Below are 15,310 nucleotides of genomic sequence, written 5' to 3'. Positions count from 1 at the left end.
GTCTGCTGCGAACCGAGCCTCAACCCCGCGGGCCCGGAGCCTCCTCCGGGTCCGGCTTGAGCCGGAACCCGCGCTGCACGCCTGGACGGGCCTTCATCCTGTCGATCCAGGCGGCGACGTTCGGGAATGCGGCGATGTCCTGGCCCTGGCGCTCCCACATCTTGGCCCAGGGCAGGATCGCGATGTCGGCGATGGTGTACTCGTCACCTGCGACATGGGAATGGCGGCCGAGCTGGGCGTCGAGCGTGGCGTAGAGCCTCATTGTCGCGGCGGTGAAGCGCTCGACCGCGTAGGGGATTTTCTCCGAGGCGTAGATGCGGAAGTGGTGGGTCTGGCCCAGCGTCGGCCCGAAATTCGCCGCCTGCCAGAACAGCCAGATGTCGACCGAGATCCGGGCCCGCTCCTCCGACGGGTAGAACAGCCCGGTCTTGCGGCCGAGATATTGCAGGATGGCGTTCGATTCGAACACCGTGATCGGTGTGCCGCCGGGCCCGTCCGGATCGACGATGACCGGGATCTTGCCGTGCGGCGACACGGCCAGGAACTCGGGTGCGCTCTGCGCGCCCTTGCCGATGTTGACCGGGACCATGCGGTACGGCAGCCCGCATTCCTCCAGCATGATCGAGGCTTTCCAGCCGTTGGGCGTCGTCCAGTAATAGAGGTCGATCGGCGGCGTCGTCACGGCCGACATGCGGCTGGTCCTTCTCGCACGGCGGGGACGGGGCACGTCCGTCGCGCATCGGGCTTCAATGGCAGGTAAACAGGCCCGGGCCCACCCTGTACAGGGTGAAGGTTGTCTCAATCGACGATCTCGTGCCGGTCTTGCACCGGTGTCGCGGCTGCGAAACGGCCCGTAAGCCTTTTTCGGCTGGACGTCCTGCCTGCACGCCCGGCGTGCATCTATTGCCCTTGCGTCAGGGTGTGGCAGTCTCGGCCCCGCGCCGGCCGATCCCGGCGGCGCTCCCCCTGCGAGCCCGCCCATGCCGTCTCCCCTCCTCCGTACCGTACTGGTGGCGCTGCTGGTCGCCGCGCCCGCCGCTTCGTTCGGCCAGAGCGCCGGACCGAATCCCGATCTCGCGCCGCGTCGGGAGCCCGGCCCTCGCGGCCTCGCCGCGCGCGAGCGCCAGCGCAAATGCGGCGCCGAGTGGCGCGCCCTGCCCCCGGCGGACAAGGCGGCGCAGGGGCCGCGCTGGCCGCAATATTACAGCAAGTGCGTCCGCCGCCTGAAGGAGCAGCGCGCCTGACGCTGTCCGGCGAGGTTTTGGGCGCGCCGCGAGCACACCCATCCGCCGTCCGCGCCCCGGCGCCTGATTTTGTTAGAACTCAATCGCTGGGAATTTTTTACTCGGAAGATCCGTCGAATCCGAGTTCTGACAGTTGAATTCGACTTATGGTGCTGATACAAGAAGACATCCTGAGTTTCGAGACCCAGGGCACCTGCAAGGCGCACTCCCCGAGTGCGCCTTTTTTCTTGTCTTTATGCTGCGGACACGAAAAAAGGGGCCCCGGCTCGCGCCGGGACCCCCGATTGTTCGACTTCGATGGTCTTAGAAGTCGCGCTGGACGCGCATACGGATCTGGAACGTGTCCGTCGCGTTGGTGGTCGGCAGGACGCCGCCGCCGGCGACGACCGGCTGGCCGTTCACGACACCCACGACGTTCTGGCCGCCGAAGCCCGGAGCCTTGTTCTGGTCGATGACGCGACCGCTCTGCAGGGCGAGGCGGGCGTAGTTGCCCTCGATGCCGATGTCGAGGTCACGCACCGGCGACCAGATCAGGCTGGCGCCCGCGACGATCTGGTTGGTGTCGCGCAGCTGGTTCGTGAAGCCGAAGCCGGCCGCGAACGGGCTCGGCAGCGGGCCGGTGGAGAAGCCGGCCAGCGTGTTCACGATGCCGAGATCGGCACGGCTGGTCTTGCCGTAGGACATCTCGCCGTAGCTGCCGAACACGGCCGAACGCCACTCGGGGGTCCAGTAGTGCAGGTAGGCCGCGGTGACGGTCCAGGACTTGGACAGGTCCATCTTGCCGCTGATCGGGTCGACCACCGCGTCGACGAGCGAGGTGCCGAACGTCGTGCCGCTGGCGAGCGACGCGAAGTTGGTGTAGCCGCCGAGCCAGGAGTTGTAGCCGGTGTAGCGGATGGCGCCCTCGCCGTAGGAGCCCTGCAGGTACAGCAGGTCGCCCGGAGAGACGAACGGCATGTTGACCTTCACGCCGCCCTGAACCGCCCAGCCGTACTCGGTGGTCGGACGGGGAGCGACGGCGCCGACGGTCGAGACGCCAGCGATGCTGCGAATGGTGCCCGACGCGTTGCCGGCGTTGATCTCGTGCACGGCGGCCGAGATCTGGGCCGAACCCCAGGCAGCGTCGTAGCGGAGCGCGCCGACGAAGTCGGGCATGCGCTGACGCTGGACGACGTCGTAGTCGGCGATGATCGGCTGGCCGAAGGCGTTGGTGCCGATGACCGGGGTGAAGTTGCCGGCGCCGGGGGTGAACACCTGGAAGCCCGTGAAGCTCGAGCCGCCGCTGGCGCTGCCGTAGATCGGGGTCTTGCGCAGCAGCGGGTCTTCCATCGACAGGGTCGCCGAGAAGCCCTGACCGAAGGTCGCCGTGTAGGCGAGCAGGTTGGTCGAGGAGATGTCGGAACCGAGCGACGAGGCGATGAACTCGAGGTCGTGGGCGTAGAAGTCGAAGAACGAGGCCGCGCGACCGGCGGTGAAGCCGGCGAACTGGATGAAGGCCTTGTCGAGGTTCACGCCGTTGGTGACGCGGCCGAAGGTGTCGACGCCGAGGGCCGGGAAGCCGGTGCCGGCGAGACGCGCGGTGCCGGAGGCGAGGAACGGACCGGTGCCGTAGGACAGGTCCATACGCACGAAGGCGCGCAGGGTGCCATAGGCGGTCGACGTACGGGCGTCGAGGTTCAGACGGCCGAGGCCCTGGTAGCCGGTCAGGTCGCCCGAGCGGCTATAGGCCTGCAGGTAGGTGGCCTGGAAGCGGGCGCGGCCGGAGACGCGCAGGCAGGTGTCGGTGCCCGGGATGTAGAAGAAGCCGGCACCATGCGTCGAGCAGACGCGGACGTACTCGACCGGCGCAGCCTTCTTGATCGGCAGATCGGCAGCGTGAGCAGAAGCAACAACGGTCAGGCCAGCGGCCGAACCGAGCAGAAGGCTCTTAACGAGCTTCATGGAGACCTCCAAGATTTCGGACCCGAAAGGGGTGAACGACTCTGTTCCGAAGACCTCTTCGGCCTCGAGACCATGTCCCTCTTATGCCCCCGAAGATTCGGCCGCCGCACAGGTTCGGCCGAACCGCACCCGACTTCGTTCGGTGCGAGGGAACAATCTTTCATGACGCTGAGTTGATCAATCTCATCCAAGTTCTAACAGTCTGCCAAGACCGCCTTGTTCGGAGATTGTGGCAGAATCACCACATTGTGACTACGGAACCCTATAGATTATTATTTAGAACTAACAAAAATCTCAAGAACTTACAAGCGAAGGCTGATTTTATCTCTGCGTCATTTTCTTAGGCTAACAAAGCAGAAAAAAATAAAAATTTCCATGATATAAATCTGCCATATTATGTTAGAGCAATGATTTATATTTGTTGTCGATATTATTTTTGTGTATAAAACGTATCTGAATGGTTTCTATGTGTTTTTTCAGTGGCGCATCGCAGCAGATATATTCGATCTCCCGGGTCCGCCCGATTGGACCGGAGGGGCGACCGCTCGTGGCGCATCCCGCTTCCTCTCGGCGCGGCAGGGCGTCGGTATCGATCCGGCGGTCGCCAATCGGGGGCGGCTCTCGACGAGGGACTGGACCTGGGACAGCCGCAGCCGGCGGCCTGGAGCATCCGATGGGGGCCGATCGTCCCGGACGGCATGTGGGCGAGATCGATCGTGTCGGACCTCGCGCCCCGGGGCATGCGGTGGTGGGTTTCCCGGTCGCCGCTCGCTGCTTTTTTCCGACCTTCGCCACGGCGACCGGCGCCTCGACGGCGATGGGCCGCCACTCTGGCGATACGGGCGGCAACTCCACTGCAATCGATCGCGGCGGAGCCGACCGCCGCCGAGAGTCGGATCGCGACGCCGTTCGTCGAGCGGGGCGGGCCCGAGATGCCGGGAAGACCCGGGATCCGTCGGGAGGAGCGGAGGATCAGCCTCCGTATCGGCTCGACGTTTCGTCAAACCGCCTCGCGTCCACGAGGCCGCCACGAATCCCCCTACGACGCCCGCCGATCCGCTCCCGCCTTGCCCAGGGACGGCCGCTTGCCATCAGTTTCGAATTATTCTAATTGAAGGGTGGCGCGTCCGGGCGACGGACCGGCGGACGGGAGAAACGACGATGGCGATCACCCAAGGTGCGGCCTGCAACAGCTGCCGCTACTTCGACGACCACAAGCTCAACGGTGCCGCCGCCACGGGCGACCAGGGCCTGTGCCGCTACAACCCGCCGGTGAGCCAGCCGGAGCCGCAGGGCCATGGCCTGTGGCCGGTCGTCGCCGGTCAGGATTGGTGCGGCCACTTCACCGCCGAACAGACCGCAGCCGAGTAATCCGGTCGCGTGATCAGGCCGGTTCCCCCACGGGCCCGGGCCGTCTCTGAAGGTTTCCGTCCCCCTTTCCCGCCGGAAAGGGGGATTTTTCATGTGCATGCGGCGTCGCCGAATGTTTCGTCCAGTCCGGCGGACGAAACACGATGGGCCCCGCCTGCCCCGAATCGGCAATCCGACGCAAAATCGCGGACATGCACCGCGCCTATACCGCCGCTCACAAGAGCCCGGAGACAACGGGCGGCGCGGAGGCGAAGATGATTGTGGCGCGGGTGATCCTGATGAGCGCGATGCTGACGGCCGGCATCGTCGAGGTGACGAAGACGAGCGTTCCTCATCTGGCTAAGGAGGCGCGCAAGGCGGCCCCGGTCGAGGCGCCCGTGAATGCTCCCTTGAATGCTCCCTTGAATGCTCCCTTGAATGCTCCCTTGAATGCTCCCTTGGCGACCCCGGTCTCGACGGCGCCTGTCGATCCCGCCTGCACGCAGGCGGCCTGGCCCTACCGCCCCGGATCCTGCCTGCAGCCGGAGGGCGCCGTGCCGCGCCGGCCGGTCCGGATGATCGAGGAGGGGCGCCCGGCCGCCCCGGCCCGGATGCCGGGCCGGGTCTCGGTCGGCTGATGCGCCGGACCATCCGACGAGGCCGCCCACCGCGAGACGATCATGCCGCATTTCAGCGCCGATCTCCTGGATGCGCTCCTGGACGGCGATCCCGCGGAACTGGAGGCTTTGCGCTCCTTGCTCGGCGCGGGACCCGAACGCTGCACCGGCTGCCGGCCGGTGTCCCTGCCCCTCGCCTCTCCGGCGGACCAGGTCCCGGCGGGTCAGGCCCGGCCGAGGCGGCAGGCTGTCGGGGCGCGGGCGACGAAACGCCGTCCGGGCCCGGTCTCCCGGGCGCCCGAGCGCACGGCGTCGCGGCCGCCGATGCCGGGGTGAGGCGGCCGACATCCGCCGTGCTGGCAGACCTTGAAATTTAATGCATAGTCGGCCCCCGCGGCGAAACGGGACCACGATGCGGGTCGGCCACAAGATCTTCCTGGTCGGCGGTCTGCCGATCGCCATCGCGGCGCTGATCGCGCTCGCGGGCTGGCTCCTGCTCGCCCAGGCCGAGAAGGCCCGCGACGGGGCGGTGCTGGCCGGCGCGATCTACCGCACCCTGACCCTGTCGACGACGGTGCGCGACGAGTTCCTGACCGCGCGCCCGGCCGAGCGCACCGACCATGCCGAGCGCTTCGCCCGCCTGACCGCGGAATCCGCCGGTTCCCTCGACGACCTGCGCCGCTTCGCCCGCACCCCGGACCAGGCGGCCCGCATCGAGGCTGCACGGGGAGCGCTCAAGGATTCGATCGAGCAGATGCAGGCCCTGGTGCGGATCACCCGGGAGAATGACGGGCTGATCGCCGAGATGGCGGCCCGGGCCGACGCCCTGGTGAGTCTCGCCGATCAGGCCCGGGACCGCCAGCGCGCCGCCAACACCGATCTCGTCGTCTCCCTCACCGACAAGGCCCGGACCCTGCGCCAGGTCCGCGACGTGGTCGGCGCCGTCAACGAGCTGCGCGCCCTGGTGGCGGAGACGGAGATCGAGGCCTTGCGCGGGGCCGGCCCCGCGCCATCATCCTCATCCGGAACCGGCGGGGCCGGCCCCGCGCCATCATCCTCATCCGGAACCGGCGGGGCCGGCCCCGCGCCATCATCCTCGTCCGGAACCGGCGGGGCCGGCCCCGCGCCGTCTCCTCCGCGATCCGCCGGCCCGCCGCCCTCGATGGTCCAGGTGCGCAACGCCGCCCGCGACCTCGCGGCGGCGCTGAAGGGGGACGGACGCGAGCGCGAGGCGGAGGAACTCCTGATCCTGACCGCCGCCTACGAGGCCTGGCGCGGATCCGAGGAGCCGCACCCCTTCGCGGCGGGGGGCATCGTGTCGGACCCCGCGCCGCTCCCCTCCCCGGTCAACGTCCTCGACGAGTGGTGCGAGCGGGTCCTCAAGATCGACGGGTCGGCCCAGCGCGCCCTGCACGAGGAGGTCACGCAGCTCCTCTCCTACGCGGTCCAGGCCAACGAGACCGAGCAGGCGACCCAGAACATCGCGCTCGAGACCCTCAAGCTCGGCCAGCGCACCGCCGAAGCCCTGCGCCGGCGCGACGTCCCGGCGGCGGCCGCGATGCTGGAGGACGGTCAGCGCCTGTCCGAGACCGCCGCGGCGCTGCCGATCTCGCCGCTGATCCAGGGCGAGATGATCGAGGCCATCGACGGCTGGCGCGAGCGCCTGGGCACCACGGTCGAGGGCCTGCGCCGGCAGAACGACGGCATCGCCGCGATGGACGGCCTCGCCGCGGCGATCGGCGAGACCGCCCGGAGCCTCAACGAGATCTTCATCGACGATGCCGATCGCCTCGGCACCTTCCTGTTGCGCCTGCTGCTCGTCGGCGCCGGGGCCGGCCTGGTGATCGGCTCGACGGTGGGCCTCGCGGCGGCTGGCTCGATCACCGCGCCCCTGCGCCAGCTCCAGCGCAGTATGCTGGCGCTCGCCGCCGATCCGGCCCGCCGCGACGTCGGGGCCGAGGTCGGGCGCCGCCGCGACGAGCTCGGCGACATGGCCCGGGCGACCGCGATGTTCGTCGACGAGATCGGCCGGCGCGAGCGGGCGCTCAGGCGGGCCAAGGAGGAGGCCGACCGGACGCTCGCCGAATTGCGCCAGACCCAGTCCGACCTGATCCAGGCGGAGAAGCTCGCCTCGCTCGGCCAGCTCGTCGCCGGGGTGGCGCACGAGATCAACACGCCGCTCGGCATCGCGCTCACCACCGCGACCCTCGTGCGCGACGAGGCGCGCGACTTCGGCGAGGTGGCGAAGACCGGGCAGCTCTCGCGCTCGCGCCTCTCCCATTTCGTCGACCGGATGCAGGAGGGCTCGCACCTGCTCACCGCCAACCTCGCCCGGGCCGCGGATCTCGTCCACAGCTTCAAGCAGGTCGCGGTCGACCGGGTGAGCGACGAGCACCGCCGCTTCTCTTTGCGCGAGTGGCTGGGGGAATTGCTGCGCAGCCTCGGGCCGCTGCTGCGGCGCGGCGGGCACCGCCTCGACCTCGATGCCGGCGAGGAGGTCGAGGTCGATACCCATCCCGGAGCGCTGGCTCAGGTCATCACCAACCTGGTCAAGAACGCGGTGGTGCACGCCTTCGCCGACGGGACGCCGGGACGCATCGTCGTCGCGGTGACCCATGAGGGCGGGTGGGTGCGCCTCGAGGTGCGCGACGACGGGCGCGGCATCGCGGCGGCGGACCGGGAACGCATCTTCGATCCGTTCTTCACCACCGCCCGCCACCGCGGCAGCTCGGGCTTGGGCATGCACATCGTCTACAATCTCGTCACCGGGCAGCTGCAGGGGCGCATCGCGGTGGAGAGCCGGGAGGGCAGCGGCACCCTGGTGCGGGTCGAGTTCCCAGCCTGCCTCGCGCCGGCGGCGCCCGTCCGTGCGGGCGCGGAGAGCCGGGTGGCGGCGCAGTGAGGTGTGGGGTAGATCAAGGGAAAATTTCTTGTCGATGGGGATTGCGAGCCTGTTCGGCCAATCAATTTCATTCATCCCACCTGCGACCTCATCCTGAAGTGTCAGTCGATTGTAGATCGACTGACCTCGAAGGAGGGCTCCAGATGCCGCCGAGACTTCCGGAGCCCTCCTTTGAGGCTCCTTTCAGTCGCACCTCAGGATGAGGTTGCGGGTGAGAGAGAAAAACCCATGCGATGTTGCGATTGCCGATTAAAAAAGCTCTAAGTCTATCGGACAAGTCAAGCAGACTCTGACAACCGGTACGGCCATGTTGCGACGGATGCCGCGACGGCGGAGGCGAGGATCGATGCTCGGCCAGACTCGACGAATCCGGAATTGGAGCCGGGCCGCAGGCGGCCAGTCCCGGGCGTGTCTTCGCGCCGCGTCGGCCCTCTTCGCCGCGCTATGGCTCGCGGCGTCGCCGGCCGCTGCCAGGACCCTGGTCTTCTGCTCCGAGGGCAATCCCGAATCGCTCAACCCGCAACTCGTCACCACGACGACCGGGATGGATGCGGCCTGGCCGGTCTTCGACACCCTGGTGGCGTTCGAGCCCGGCACCACCACGATCCGCCCGAGCCTCGCCGAATCCTGGACGGTCTCGCCGGACGGGCGCGACTACACCTTCACGCTCCGCGCGAACGTCGCCTTCCACCGCAATGCCCGGTTCACGCCGACCCGTCCGCTCGCCGCCGAGGACGTGGTGTTCTCGATCACCCGGCAATGGAAGCCGGACCATCCGTATCACCGGGTCTCGGGCGGCCAGTACGCCTACTTCCGCGATCTCGGCCTGCCCGACCTGATCGAGGCGGTCGAGGCGCTTGATACCCGCACCGTGCGGTTCCGCCTGCGCGAGGCCGACGCCACCTTCCTGCCGAACATCGCCATGGCGTTGGGGGCGATCCAGTCGGCGGAATATGCCGCCAGGCTCACGGCGGCCGGCGAGCCGGAGCGCCTCGATCGCGAGCCGATCGGCACCGGGCCGTTCAGTTTCGTGGCGTTCCAGCCCGACGTTGCGCTCCGCTACCGCGCCTTCCCGGATTACTGGGGCGGGCGCCAGCCGATCGACAGCCTGGTCTTCTCGATCACCGCCAACGCGGCGGTGCGGCTCGCCAAGGTCCGGGCCGGCGAGTGCCACCTGATGCCGTTCCCGAACCCCGCCGACCTCGACGCGATCCGGGCCGATCCGGCGCTGACCCTGATGCGCGAGGAGGAGCTGAATATCGGCTACCTCGCCCTCAACGTGACGAAGCCCCCGTTCGACGACCTGCGGGTGCGCCGCGCCGTCGCGATGGCGATCGACAAGGCGGCGATCGTCGAGGGAATCTACGGCCCGGGCGGCACGGCGGCCCGCTCGCCCCTGCCGCCGAACCTCTGGGGCCACGATCCGGCCCTCCGGGATCCACCCCTCGACCGGGTAGCGGCGCAGAAGCTGCTGGCCGAGGCGGGCTTCCCCTCCGGTTTCGAGGCCGAATTGTGGTACCCGCCGGTGAGCCGGGCCTACAACCCCAACGGCCGGCGCGTCGCCGACATGATCCAGGCCGACCTCGCCCGCATCGGCGTGCGGTTGCGGCTCCTGACCGACGAGTGGAGCGCCTACCGGGCCAAGATGCTGGCCGGCGTGCCGGCGATGGCCCTGTTCGGCTGGACCGCCGACAACGGCGATCCGGACAACTTCCTCGGCGTTCTGCTCGGCTGCGTGCCGGCCCGGCCCGGCGGCAGCAACGTCGCCCGCTGGTGCGATCCCGCCTTCGACGCCCTGGTGACCCGGGCCCGGCGCCTGCCCGACCAGGAGGCCCGGGCCGCGCTCTACAGGCAGGCACAAGGCATCTTCGCCCGCGAGGTGCCGTGGGTGCCGATCGCCCATTCGGCGGTGTTCGTGGTCGCCCGGCGTGAGGTGACCGGCTACCGCATGGATCCCCTCGGCCGGCACCTGTTTCGCGGCGTGGGCCTGAGCGGTCCGGATGCGCGCGGGGCCCCGGCGCCCCGGCCTCATGGTGTCACCGGGCCGGTGCCGTAGGCCTCGGCCATCTCGCCGATCGCCGCGAGCTTGGCATGATAGGCCGACCAGTCGTCGGCCGCAGCGATCGGCGCCCACAGGGCCTCGACCTCGTCGATCAGCATCGTGCAGGGTGTGGCACCCGCGAAATACGGATGGTCGAGCCGCGCCGCCGGATCGGCCGAGAGGGCGCCGAGCGCCTGGCGCACCCGCGAAAAGCCTTCGCCACTGTAATGTGCGGCGGCCGGGCTGCGGGCGGCCCGTGCCTCGCTGGCGAGCCCCCCGTACCAGTCGAAGAAGGCCTGCTCGAACGGTGCCCGGCTGGTCTGGAGGAAGGCCCAGAACGCCCCGACGAGCCCGTGCATCGCCGCCTCGTCGGCCGGCACCGCGAGGCCGAGGCGGCGCAGGATCGCCCCCGCGAAGGCCTCCTGTAGGGCGGGACCGTAGACGTCCATCGCCGCACCCAGCCGCGCCTCGTCGGAAAGTGGCAGCAGGCATTCGGCGAGCCGCGCGAGGTTCCAGCCCAGGGCCTCCGGCTGGCGCCCGAAGGCGTAGAGGCCGTATTCGTCGAAATAGGCGGCGGTGAAGGCCGGATCGTTGACCGGCGCGAAGCGCCACGGACCGTAATCGAAGCTCTCGCCGGTCACGTTGATGTTGTCGGTGTTGAGCACGCCGTGGACGAATCCCGCCGTCATCCACTGCGCGCCCATCCGGGCGACGCGGCGGCAGACCTCCGCCAGGAAGGCGGCGGCCCGGTCGGCCGGATCGTCGCGCCAGGCATCGGGCAAGTAGGTGCGGACCGTGTGGTCGAGGAGCCGGAGCAGGTTGTCGGTGTCGTTATGGGCGCGAAAGCGCTGGAAGGTGCCGATGCGGATATGCGAGTGGCTGAGCCGCACCAGCACCGAGGAGCGGGTCGGCGACGGCTCGTCGCCGCGGCTCAGCGCCTCCCCGGTCTCGATCAGGCTGAACGATTTCGAGGTCTCGACGCCGAGGGCCTCGAGCATCGTCGTCGCCAGCACCTCGCGCACCCCGCCCTTCAGGGTCAGGCGGCCGTCGGCGGTGCGCGACCACGGCGTCTGGCCGCTGCCCTTGGTGCCGAGATCGAGCAGGCGCCCGTCGCTCAGGTCGTGCAGTTGCGCGAACAGGAACCCGCGCCCGTCGCCGAGTTCCGGGTTGTAGCTGCGGAACTGGTGGCCGTGGTAGCGCAGGGCCAGCGGCTCGGGAAAGCTGCCGGGCAGGGGCTCGAAGCGGCCGAAATGCCCGATCCACTCCGCGTCCGTGAGACCGCCGAGGCCCACCCGCTCGGCCCAGGGCTGGTTGCGGTGGCGCACGATGTGGGCCGGGAAGCGGGCGGGCGCGACGACGTCGTAGAAGTCGGGGCCGAGATCGGCGTGACGGCGCGAGGGACGGAGGGTGTGGGCCGGCATCGGGACCTCGATCGACGTGGTGGGACGAGATGTGGACGGCGGGTGCGGTCAGGCAACGTCTCGCGGCATGGGCGGGTCCCGCCTGGTCGCATCCCGTGGCATCGAACCGTGGCACCGAACGCCCCATGGCATCGGATGTCGGTCCGGGCCCATGGACGCGCGAACCGTGCTCATACGCCACACTGGTGCACGATGGACACGGGGAAAAGATGCCGAATCGGGCTGTCAATCCGCGCCGCGACGTGAGAAAGTAACCCCTGTCATCGCCACGCGTGGCAGATCCGCCTTGCGGTACGGTCTGAGTTGCGTCAGGAGTGTGGCGGTCATCTTGGTCACCGCAGCCGGGAATGGAACGATCTCGAGGCGTTGGCTGTCAGGCACAGAGCGCACCGGGGTACAAGGGTGGTCGGCGGTTTTTACGTTTTGGCGAGCTTCTAATGGGACGTGGTCGTGATTTCCGGGAGCCGCGCCGTCGCGGCTTCGACGAGGGTGGTGGTAGCGAGCCGCGGTGGCCTGACCAGGCGCCGCAGGGCAGCAGCTACGGCGGTGGCTATGGTGGCGGTGGCGGCGGCTACGGTGGCGGCGGCGGTGGTGGTTACGGCGGCGGCGGCTTCGGCGGCGGCGGCGGTGGCTTCGACCGCGGTGGCCCGCGTAGCGCTGCCCCTTCCGGGCCGGAGCGTGACGCGACGGTCAAGTGGTTCAACAAGGAGAAGGGCTTCGGCTTCGTCGAGCTGGGCGACGGCTCGGGCGATGCCTTCCTCCACATCCGCGCCGTCGAGGCGGCCGGCCACGCCGATCTGATGCCGGGCACCCGCCTCAGCGTCCAGACCGCGCAGGGCCAGAAGGGCCCGCAGGTGACCAACATCACCAGCGTGGACACCAGCACGGCCGAGGCTCCGGTCCGTCGCGATCCCCGTCCCCCGCGTGCCGGCGGCTTCGGTGGCGGCGGCTACGGCGACCGTCCCGAGCGTGGTGCCGGCGGCGGTGGCCGCTTCGCCTCCGGTCCGTCGACCGAGATGAGCGGCACCGTGAAGTGGTACGATCCCGCCAAGGGCTTCGGCTTCGTGTCGGTGAATGACGGCGGCAAGGATGTCTTCATCCACCGCTCGGCTCTCGCCCGCGCCGGCCTCGAGTCCCTCGCCGAAGGCCAGCCCGTCACCATGGGCGTGGTCGAGGGCATGAAGGGCCGCGAGGCTCAGAGCATCAGCGTCGACTGAGCTACGGTGCATCGTCGCCCGAGCAATCGATCGACACGGATGGAGCGGTGGCCCTCGGCCACCGCTCCTTTCCGTTTGTGCGCCATCCTGCTGGGTCTCGTTCTGGCGGGCATACTCTGCGGCCCGGCCGCCGCGGAGGACTTCACCGGCTTCTATGCCGGGGTCAATGCCGGCTACGGTTGGGGCCAGGAGAGCCAGGACGGTGTGCATGGGCGCGCGAAGCCCGGCGCCGCGACGTCCCCGCCCGCCTGGAACAGGCCGCAGAAGGCCGACGGCCTGCCGCCAAGCGCCGCCCGGGCTGCGGACCGAAACCCGGCCCTGTCCGGCCGGGGCGGGGTGCGCTGACCCTGGAAACAACGGGGACAGGCGGTAGGGCGCGGCATTGCTGCGGCAAGCCTGTGCGTGCGGAACCGCCGCGCTTGTGGCATGATGCGGTTCGAACCCAACCGGGCTCGGGACCCCTTCACCATGACCACCGTTCACGACGTCACCCCGGACCAGCTGCGCGGGCTGGAAGCCGCCGGCGAGGCTGCGCTCAATGCCGCCCTCGGCCGCCTCCCGGCCCAGGAGCGCGAGGCCTACTGGGCCTCGGTGCGCCGGGCCTACAACGCGCCCTACAACGATGCCGTGAAGAAGCCGCGGCCGGGCGCTGCGGCGCAGACGCGGGCGGTCTGAGGGGACACATCGACCGGGGGCATGGCCCGCGCCGGTCGTGCGCGAGAACCCTCCCCCCTCTGCGGGCTATCGCATTCACACTTCTCGGTTTGAGCGCTGCCCCGTTAGTGGTAGCGCGCCCCCCTCCCCACAACTTGCAGCGATACCGGGCAAGCCCGGGATCGCCTGGGGAGGGGAAACCGCGCGCGTTTACAGAGGGTTAGCTCTTAGAGGAGAAGTGTGAATCCGCTAGCCTCTGCGGGGGAGGGTGCCCCACGGAGTGGGGCGGGAGAGGGGCAGCGCGACGCTGATCCAGAGAGCGCTCTTCATGAAGGGCGCGACATTTCCGGAAGCGGCGTCCCCTCTCCCGGCTCACTTCGTTCGCCACCCTCCCCCGCAGAGGGGGGAGGGTTCACCGTTGTGCCTTTCATGGAAGAGGCGAGCCTCACCCCTCCCTTACTTGGCTCGACTTATTTCGCCTTCTTGGCTCGCTCGATCCCCTCGAGGATCAGGCGCTGCGCCTCGGCCTTGTCGCCCCAGCGCACGATCTTCACCCACTTGCCGGGCTCGAGATCCTTGTAGTGCTCGAAGAAGTGCTGGATCTGGTGAATCGTGATGTCGGGCAGGTCGGTGTAGTTCTCGATCCGGTCGTAGCGCTTGGTCAGGTTGCGCGACGGGACCGCGATGATCTTCTCGTCCTCGCCGGCATTGTCCTCCATCACCAGCACGCCGACCGGGCGCACGCTCATCACGGCGCCGGGGATGATCGCCCGGGTGTTGGCGACGAGCACGTCGCACGGGTCGCCGTCGCCCGACAGGGTGTGGGGAATGAAGCCGTAATTCCCCGGATAATGCATCGCGGTGTAGAGGAACCGGTCGACGATCAGCGTCCCGGCATCCTTGTCCATCTCGTACTTGATCGGCTCGCCGCCGACCGGAACCTCGATGACGACGTTGACGTCTTCGGGCGGATTCTTGCCGATGGAGATGGCATCGAGGCGCATGAGCAGACTCCCTGCAAGGGCGGATGCGCCCCTGAATGGCGCGGTCCTTAGAGGGCCGCGGGCGTCCGCACAAGCGCCGGGACGCAACGGCGGCCGCGACAGTCGAGGACAAGTTCCGCTGCGGCCGGGGCGATCGTGAAAACCGGCCGCGCCGGATCTGTTGCTGCGGATGAGTGCCGATTGTGCAGATCTGCAATCCCACGTGATCAACAGACAGGCAGGGAGCCGGGGCGGCCCCCGCCGCCCTGCCGCGTCAGCCGAACAGGTAGGCGACCTTGTGCAACTCGGCCCCGGCGATGCGGTCGCAGGATTCGGCCACCACGCGCCCACCCATCCGCTCGTAGAAGTCCCGCGCCCGGTCGTTCTCGGTGAGCGACCACACGGCGATCCGGCGCACGTCCCGGTCGGTGAGGTCGTTGCGCACCGCCCGGAACAGCCGGGTGCCGTAGCCGAGGCCCTGGTAGGTCGGCGTGAGGTAGATCTCGTCGATCTCGCCCTCGGCCTTGAGGGAGCGGTCGCGGCAGCGGCCGTAGGAGACGTAGCCGATGAGGCTCTCGCCCAGCTCGAGCACCACCAGCGGCCGGTTGCGGCCGATGGTGGAGCGCCACCAGCGAGGGCCCCGGCGAGCCAGCATCCGGTCGAGGGCGACCCCCGGGATGATGCCCTGATAGGCTTCGCGCCAGGCGGCGTCGAAGATCTCCGACAGCATCCCGGCATCCTGGTCCCGGGCCCGGCGAATGCTGACGACCTGAGTGCTCACGGCCTTCCCCCTCGATTGTTAGCCGACGGATCGCGTCCCCACGATGCGGGGGAGACGTCGCAAGCGCAATGCCAGGCTTGGGTGCTGGCTCATCGGCGGCGGCATCGTTGCGGCCGGGTCACGCGGCTGCTAGAGCGGCATGCTGCCCGCTCCGGCGAA

14 protein-coding genes are annotated in these 15,310 nt (G+C 69.1%); 9 read left to right on the top strand and 5 right to left on the bottom strand.

What is annotated here, in order from left to right; translation table 11 throughout:
- Window positions 1-19: 19 nt before the first annotated feature.
- Window positions 20-691 (bottom strand): glutathione S-transferase family protein, encoded by a 672-nt coding sequence (locus tag AC3AOF_RS21090; RefSeq protein WP_236989028.1) that lies wholly within the window; start codon window positions 689-691, stop codon window positions 20-22.
- A gap of 289 nt (window positions 692-980) precedes the next feature.
- Here AC3AOF_RS21090 and AC3AOF_RS21085 point away from each other — a divergent pair, with 289 nt between their 5' ends.
- Complete coding sequence (locus AC3AOF_RS21085; RefSeq protein WP_488346401.1) at window positions 981-1,244, top strand: hypothetical protein; 264 nt, start codon at window positions 981-983, stop codon at window positions 1,242-1,244.
- Window positions 1,245-1,547: 303 nt separating this feature from the next.
- On the opposite strand, the gene AC3AOF_RS21080 is transcribed toward AC3AOF_RS21085, so the two are convergent.
- On the bottom strand, window positions 1,548-3,185 hold the full coding sequence (locus AC3AOF_RS21080) for a porin (protein WP_488346400.1): 1,638 nt from the start codon (window positions 3,183-3,185) through the stop codon (window positions 1,548-1,550).
- 1,161 nt (window positions 3,186-4,346) lie between these two features.
- On the opposite strand from AC3AOF_RS21080, the gene AC3AOF_RS21075 reads away from it, so the two are divergent.
- The 5 genes from AC3AOF_RS21075 (at window position 4,347) to AC3AOF_RS21055 (ending at window position 10,110) form a co-directional block, all read left to right on the top strand.
- Window positions 4,347-4,556: a hypothetical protein gene (locus tag AC3AOF_RS21075; protein WP_236989031.1), complete on the top strand. Its 210-nt coding sequence runs from the start codon at window positions 4,347-4,349 to the stop codon at window positions 4,554-4,556.
- 254 nt (window positions 4,557-4,810) lie between these two features.
- Window positions 4,811-5,173 (top strand): hypothetical protein, encoded by a 363-nt coding sequence (locus tag AC3AOF_RS21070; RefSeq protein WP_488346399.1) that lies wholly within the window; start codon window positions 4,811-4,813, stop codon window positions 5,171-5,173.
- 42 nt (window positions 5,174-5,215) lie between these two features.
- Window positions 5,216-5,488 carry a hypothetical protein gene (locus tag AC3AOF_RS21065; RefSeq protein ID WP_488346398.1) on the top strand — a complete coding sequence of 91 codons (273 nt, stop codon included), beginning with the start codon at window positions 5,216-5,218 and terminating at the stop codon, window positions 5,486-5,488.
- A gap of 76 nt (window positions 5,489-5,564) precedes the next feature.
- Window positions 5,565-8,054 (top strand): ATP-binding protein, encoded by a 2,490-nt coding sequence (locus AC3AOF_RS21060; protein ID WP_488346397.1) that lies wholly within the window; start codon window positions 5,565-5,567, stop codon window positions 8,052-8,054.
- 346 nt (window positions 8,055-8,400) lie between these two features.
- Entirely contained in the window at window positions 8,401-10,110 is a 1,710-nt protein-coding gene (locus AC3AOF_RS21055; RefSeq protein ID WP_236989035.1) for an ABC transporter substrate-binding protein, read from the top strand.
- On the opposite strand, the gene AC3AOF_RS21050 is transcribed toward AC3AOF_RS21055, so the two are convergent.
- A complete protein-coding gene (locus AC3AOF_RS21050) occupies window positions 10,083-11,516 on the bottom strand; it encodes a protein adenylyltransferase SelO (protein ID WP_236989036.1) in 1,434 nt (477 codons plus the stop codon). The two genes, AC3AOF_RS21055 and AC3AOF_RS21050, sit on opposite strands and share 28 nt — an antisense overlap.
- Before the next feature lie 437 nt (window positions 11,517-11,953).
- On the opposite strand from AC3AOF_RS21050, the gene AC3AOF_RS21045 reads away from it, so the two are divergent.
- From AC3AOF_RS21045 to AC3AOF_RS21035, 3 genes are all read left to right on the top strand, one after another.
- Entirely contained in the window at window positions 11,954-12,733 is a 780-nt protein-coding gene (locus AC3AOF_RS21045; RefSeq protein WP_236989037.1) for a cold-shock protein, read from the top strand.
- Window positions 12,734-12,772: 39 nt separating this feature from the next.
- Window positions 12,773-13,078: a hypothetical protein gene (locus AC3AOF_RS21040; protein WP_236989038.1), complete on the top strand. Its 306-nt coding sequence runs from the start codon at window positions 12,773-12,775 to the stop codon at window positions 13,076-13,078.
- Window positions 13,079-13,201: 123 nt separating this feature from the next.
- Window positions 13,202-13,408: a hypothetical protein gene (locus AC3AOF_RS21035; RefSeq protein ID WP_236989039.1), complete on the top strand. Its 207-nt coding sequence runs from the start codon at window positions 13,202-13,204 to the stop codon at window positions 13,406-13,408.
- A gap of 449 nt (window positions 13,409-13,857) precedes the next feature.
- Here the strand turns inward: AC3AOF_RS21035 and ppa are convergent, their stop codons facing one another.
- Window positions 13,858-14,391 (bottom strand): inorganic diphosphatase, encoded by a 534-nt coding sequence (gene ppa, locus AC3AOF_RS21030; protein ID WP_236989040.1) that lies wholly within the window; start codon window positions 14,389-14,391, stop codon window positions 13,858-13,860.
- Between the two features lie 253 nt (window positions 14,392-14,644).
- Window positions 14,645-15,151: a GNAT family N-acetyltransferase gene (locus AC3AOF_RS21025; protein WP_488346396.1), complete on the bottom strand. Its 507-nt coding sequence runs from the start codon at window positions 15,149-15,151 to the stop codon at window positions 14,645-14,647.
- Between the last annotated feature and the right edge of the window lie 159 nt (window positions 15,152-15,310).

Source organism: Methylobacterium sp. 142-1Y (assembly GCF_057747795.1).
Note: the sequence above shows the minus strand (reverse complement) of the source record. Positions and strands in the feature narration are given on the sequence as shown.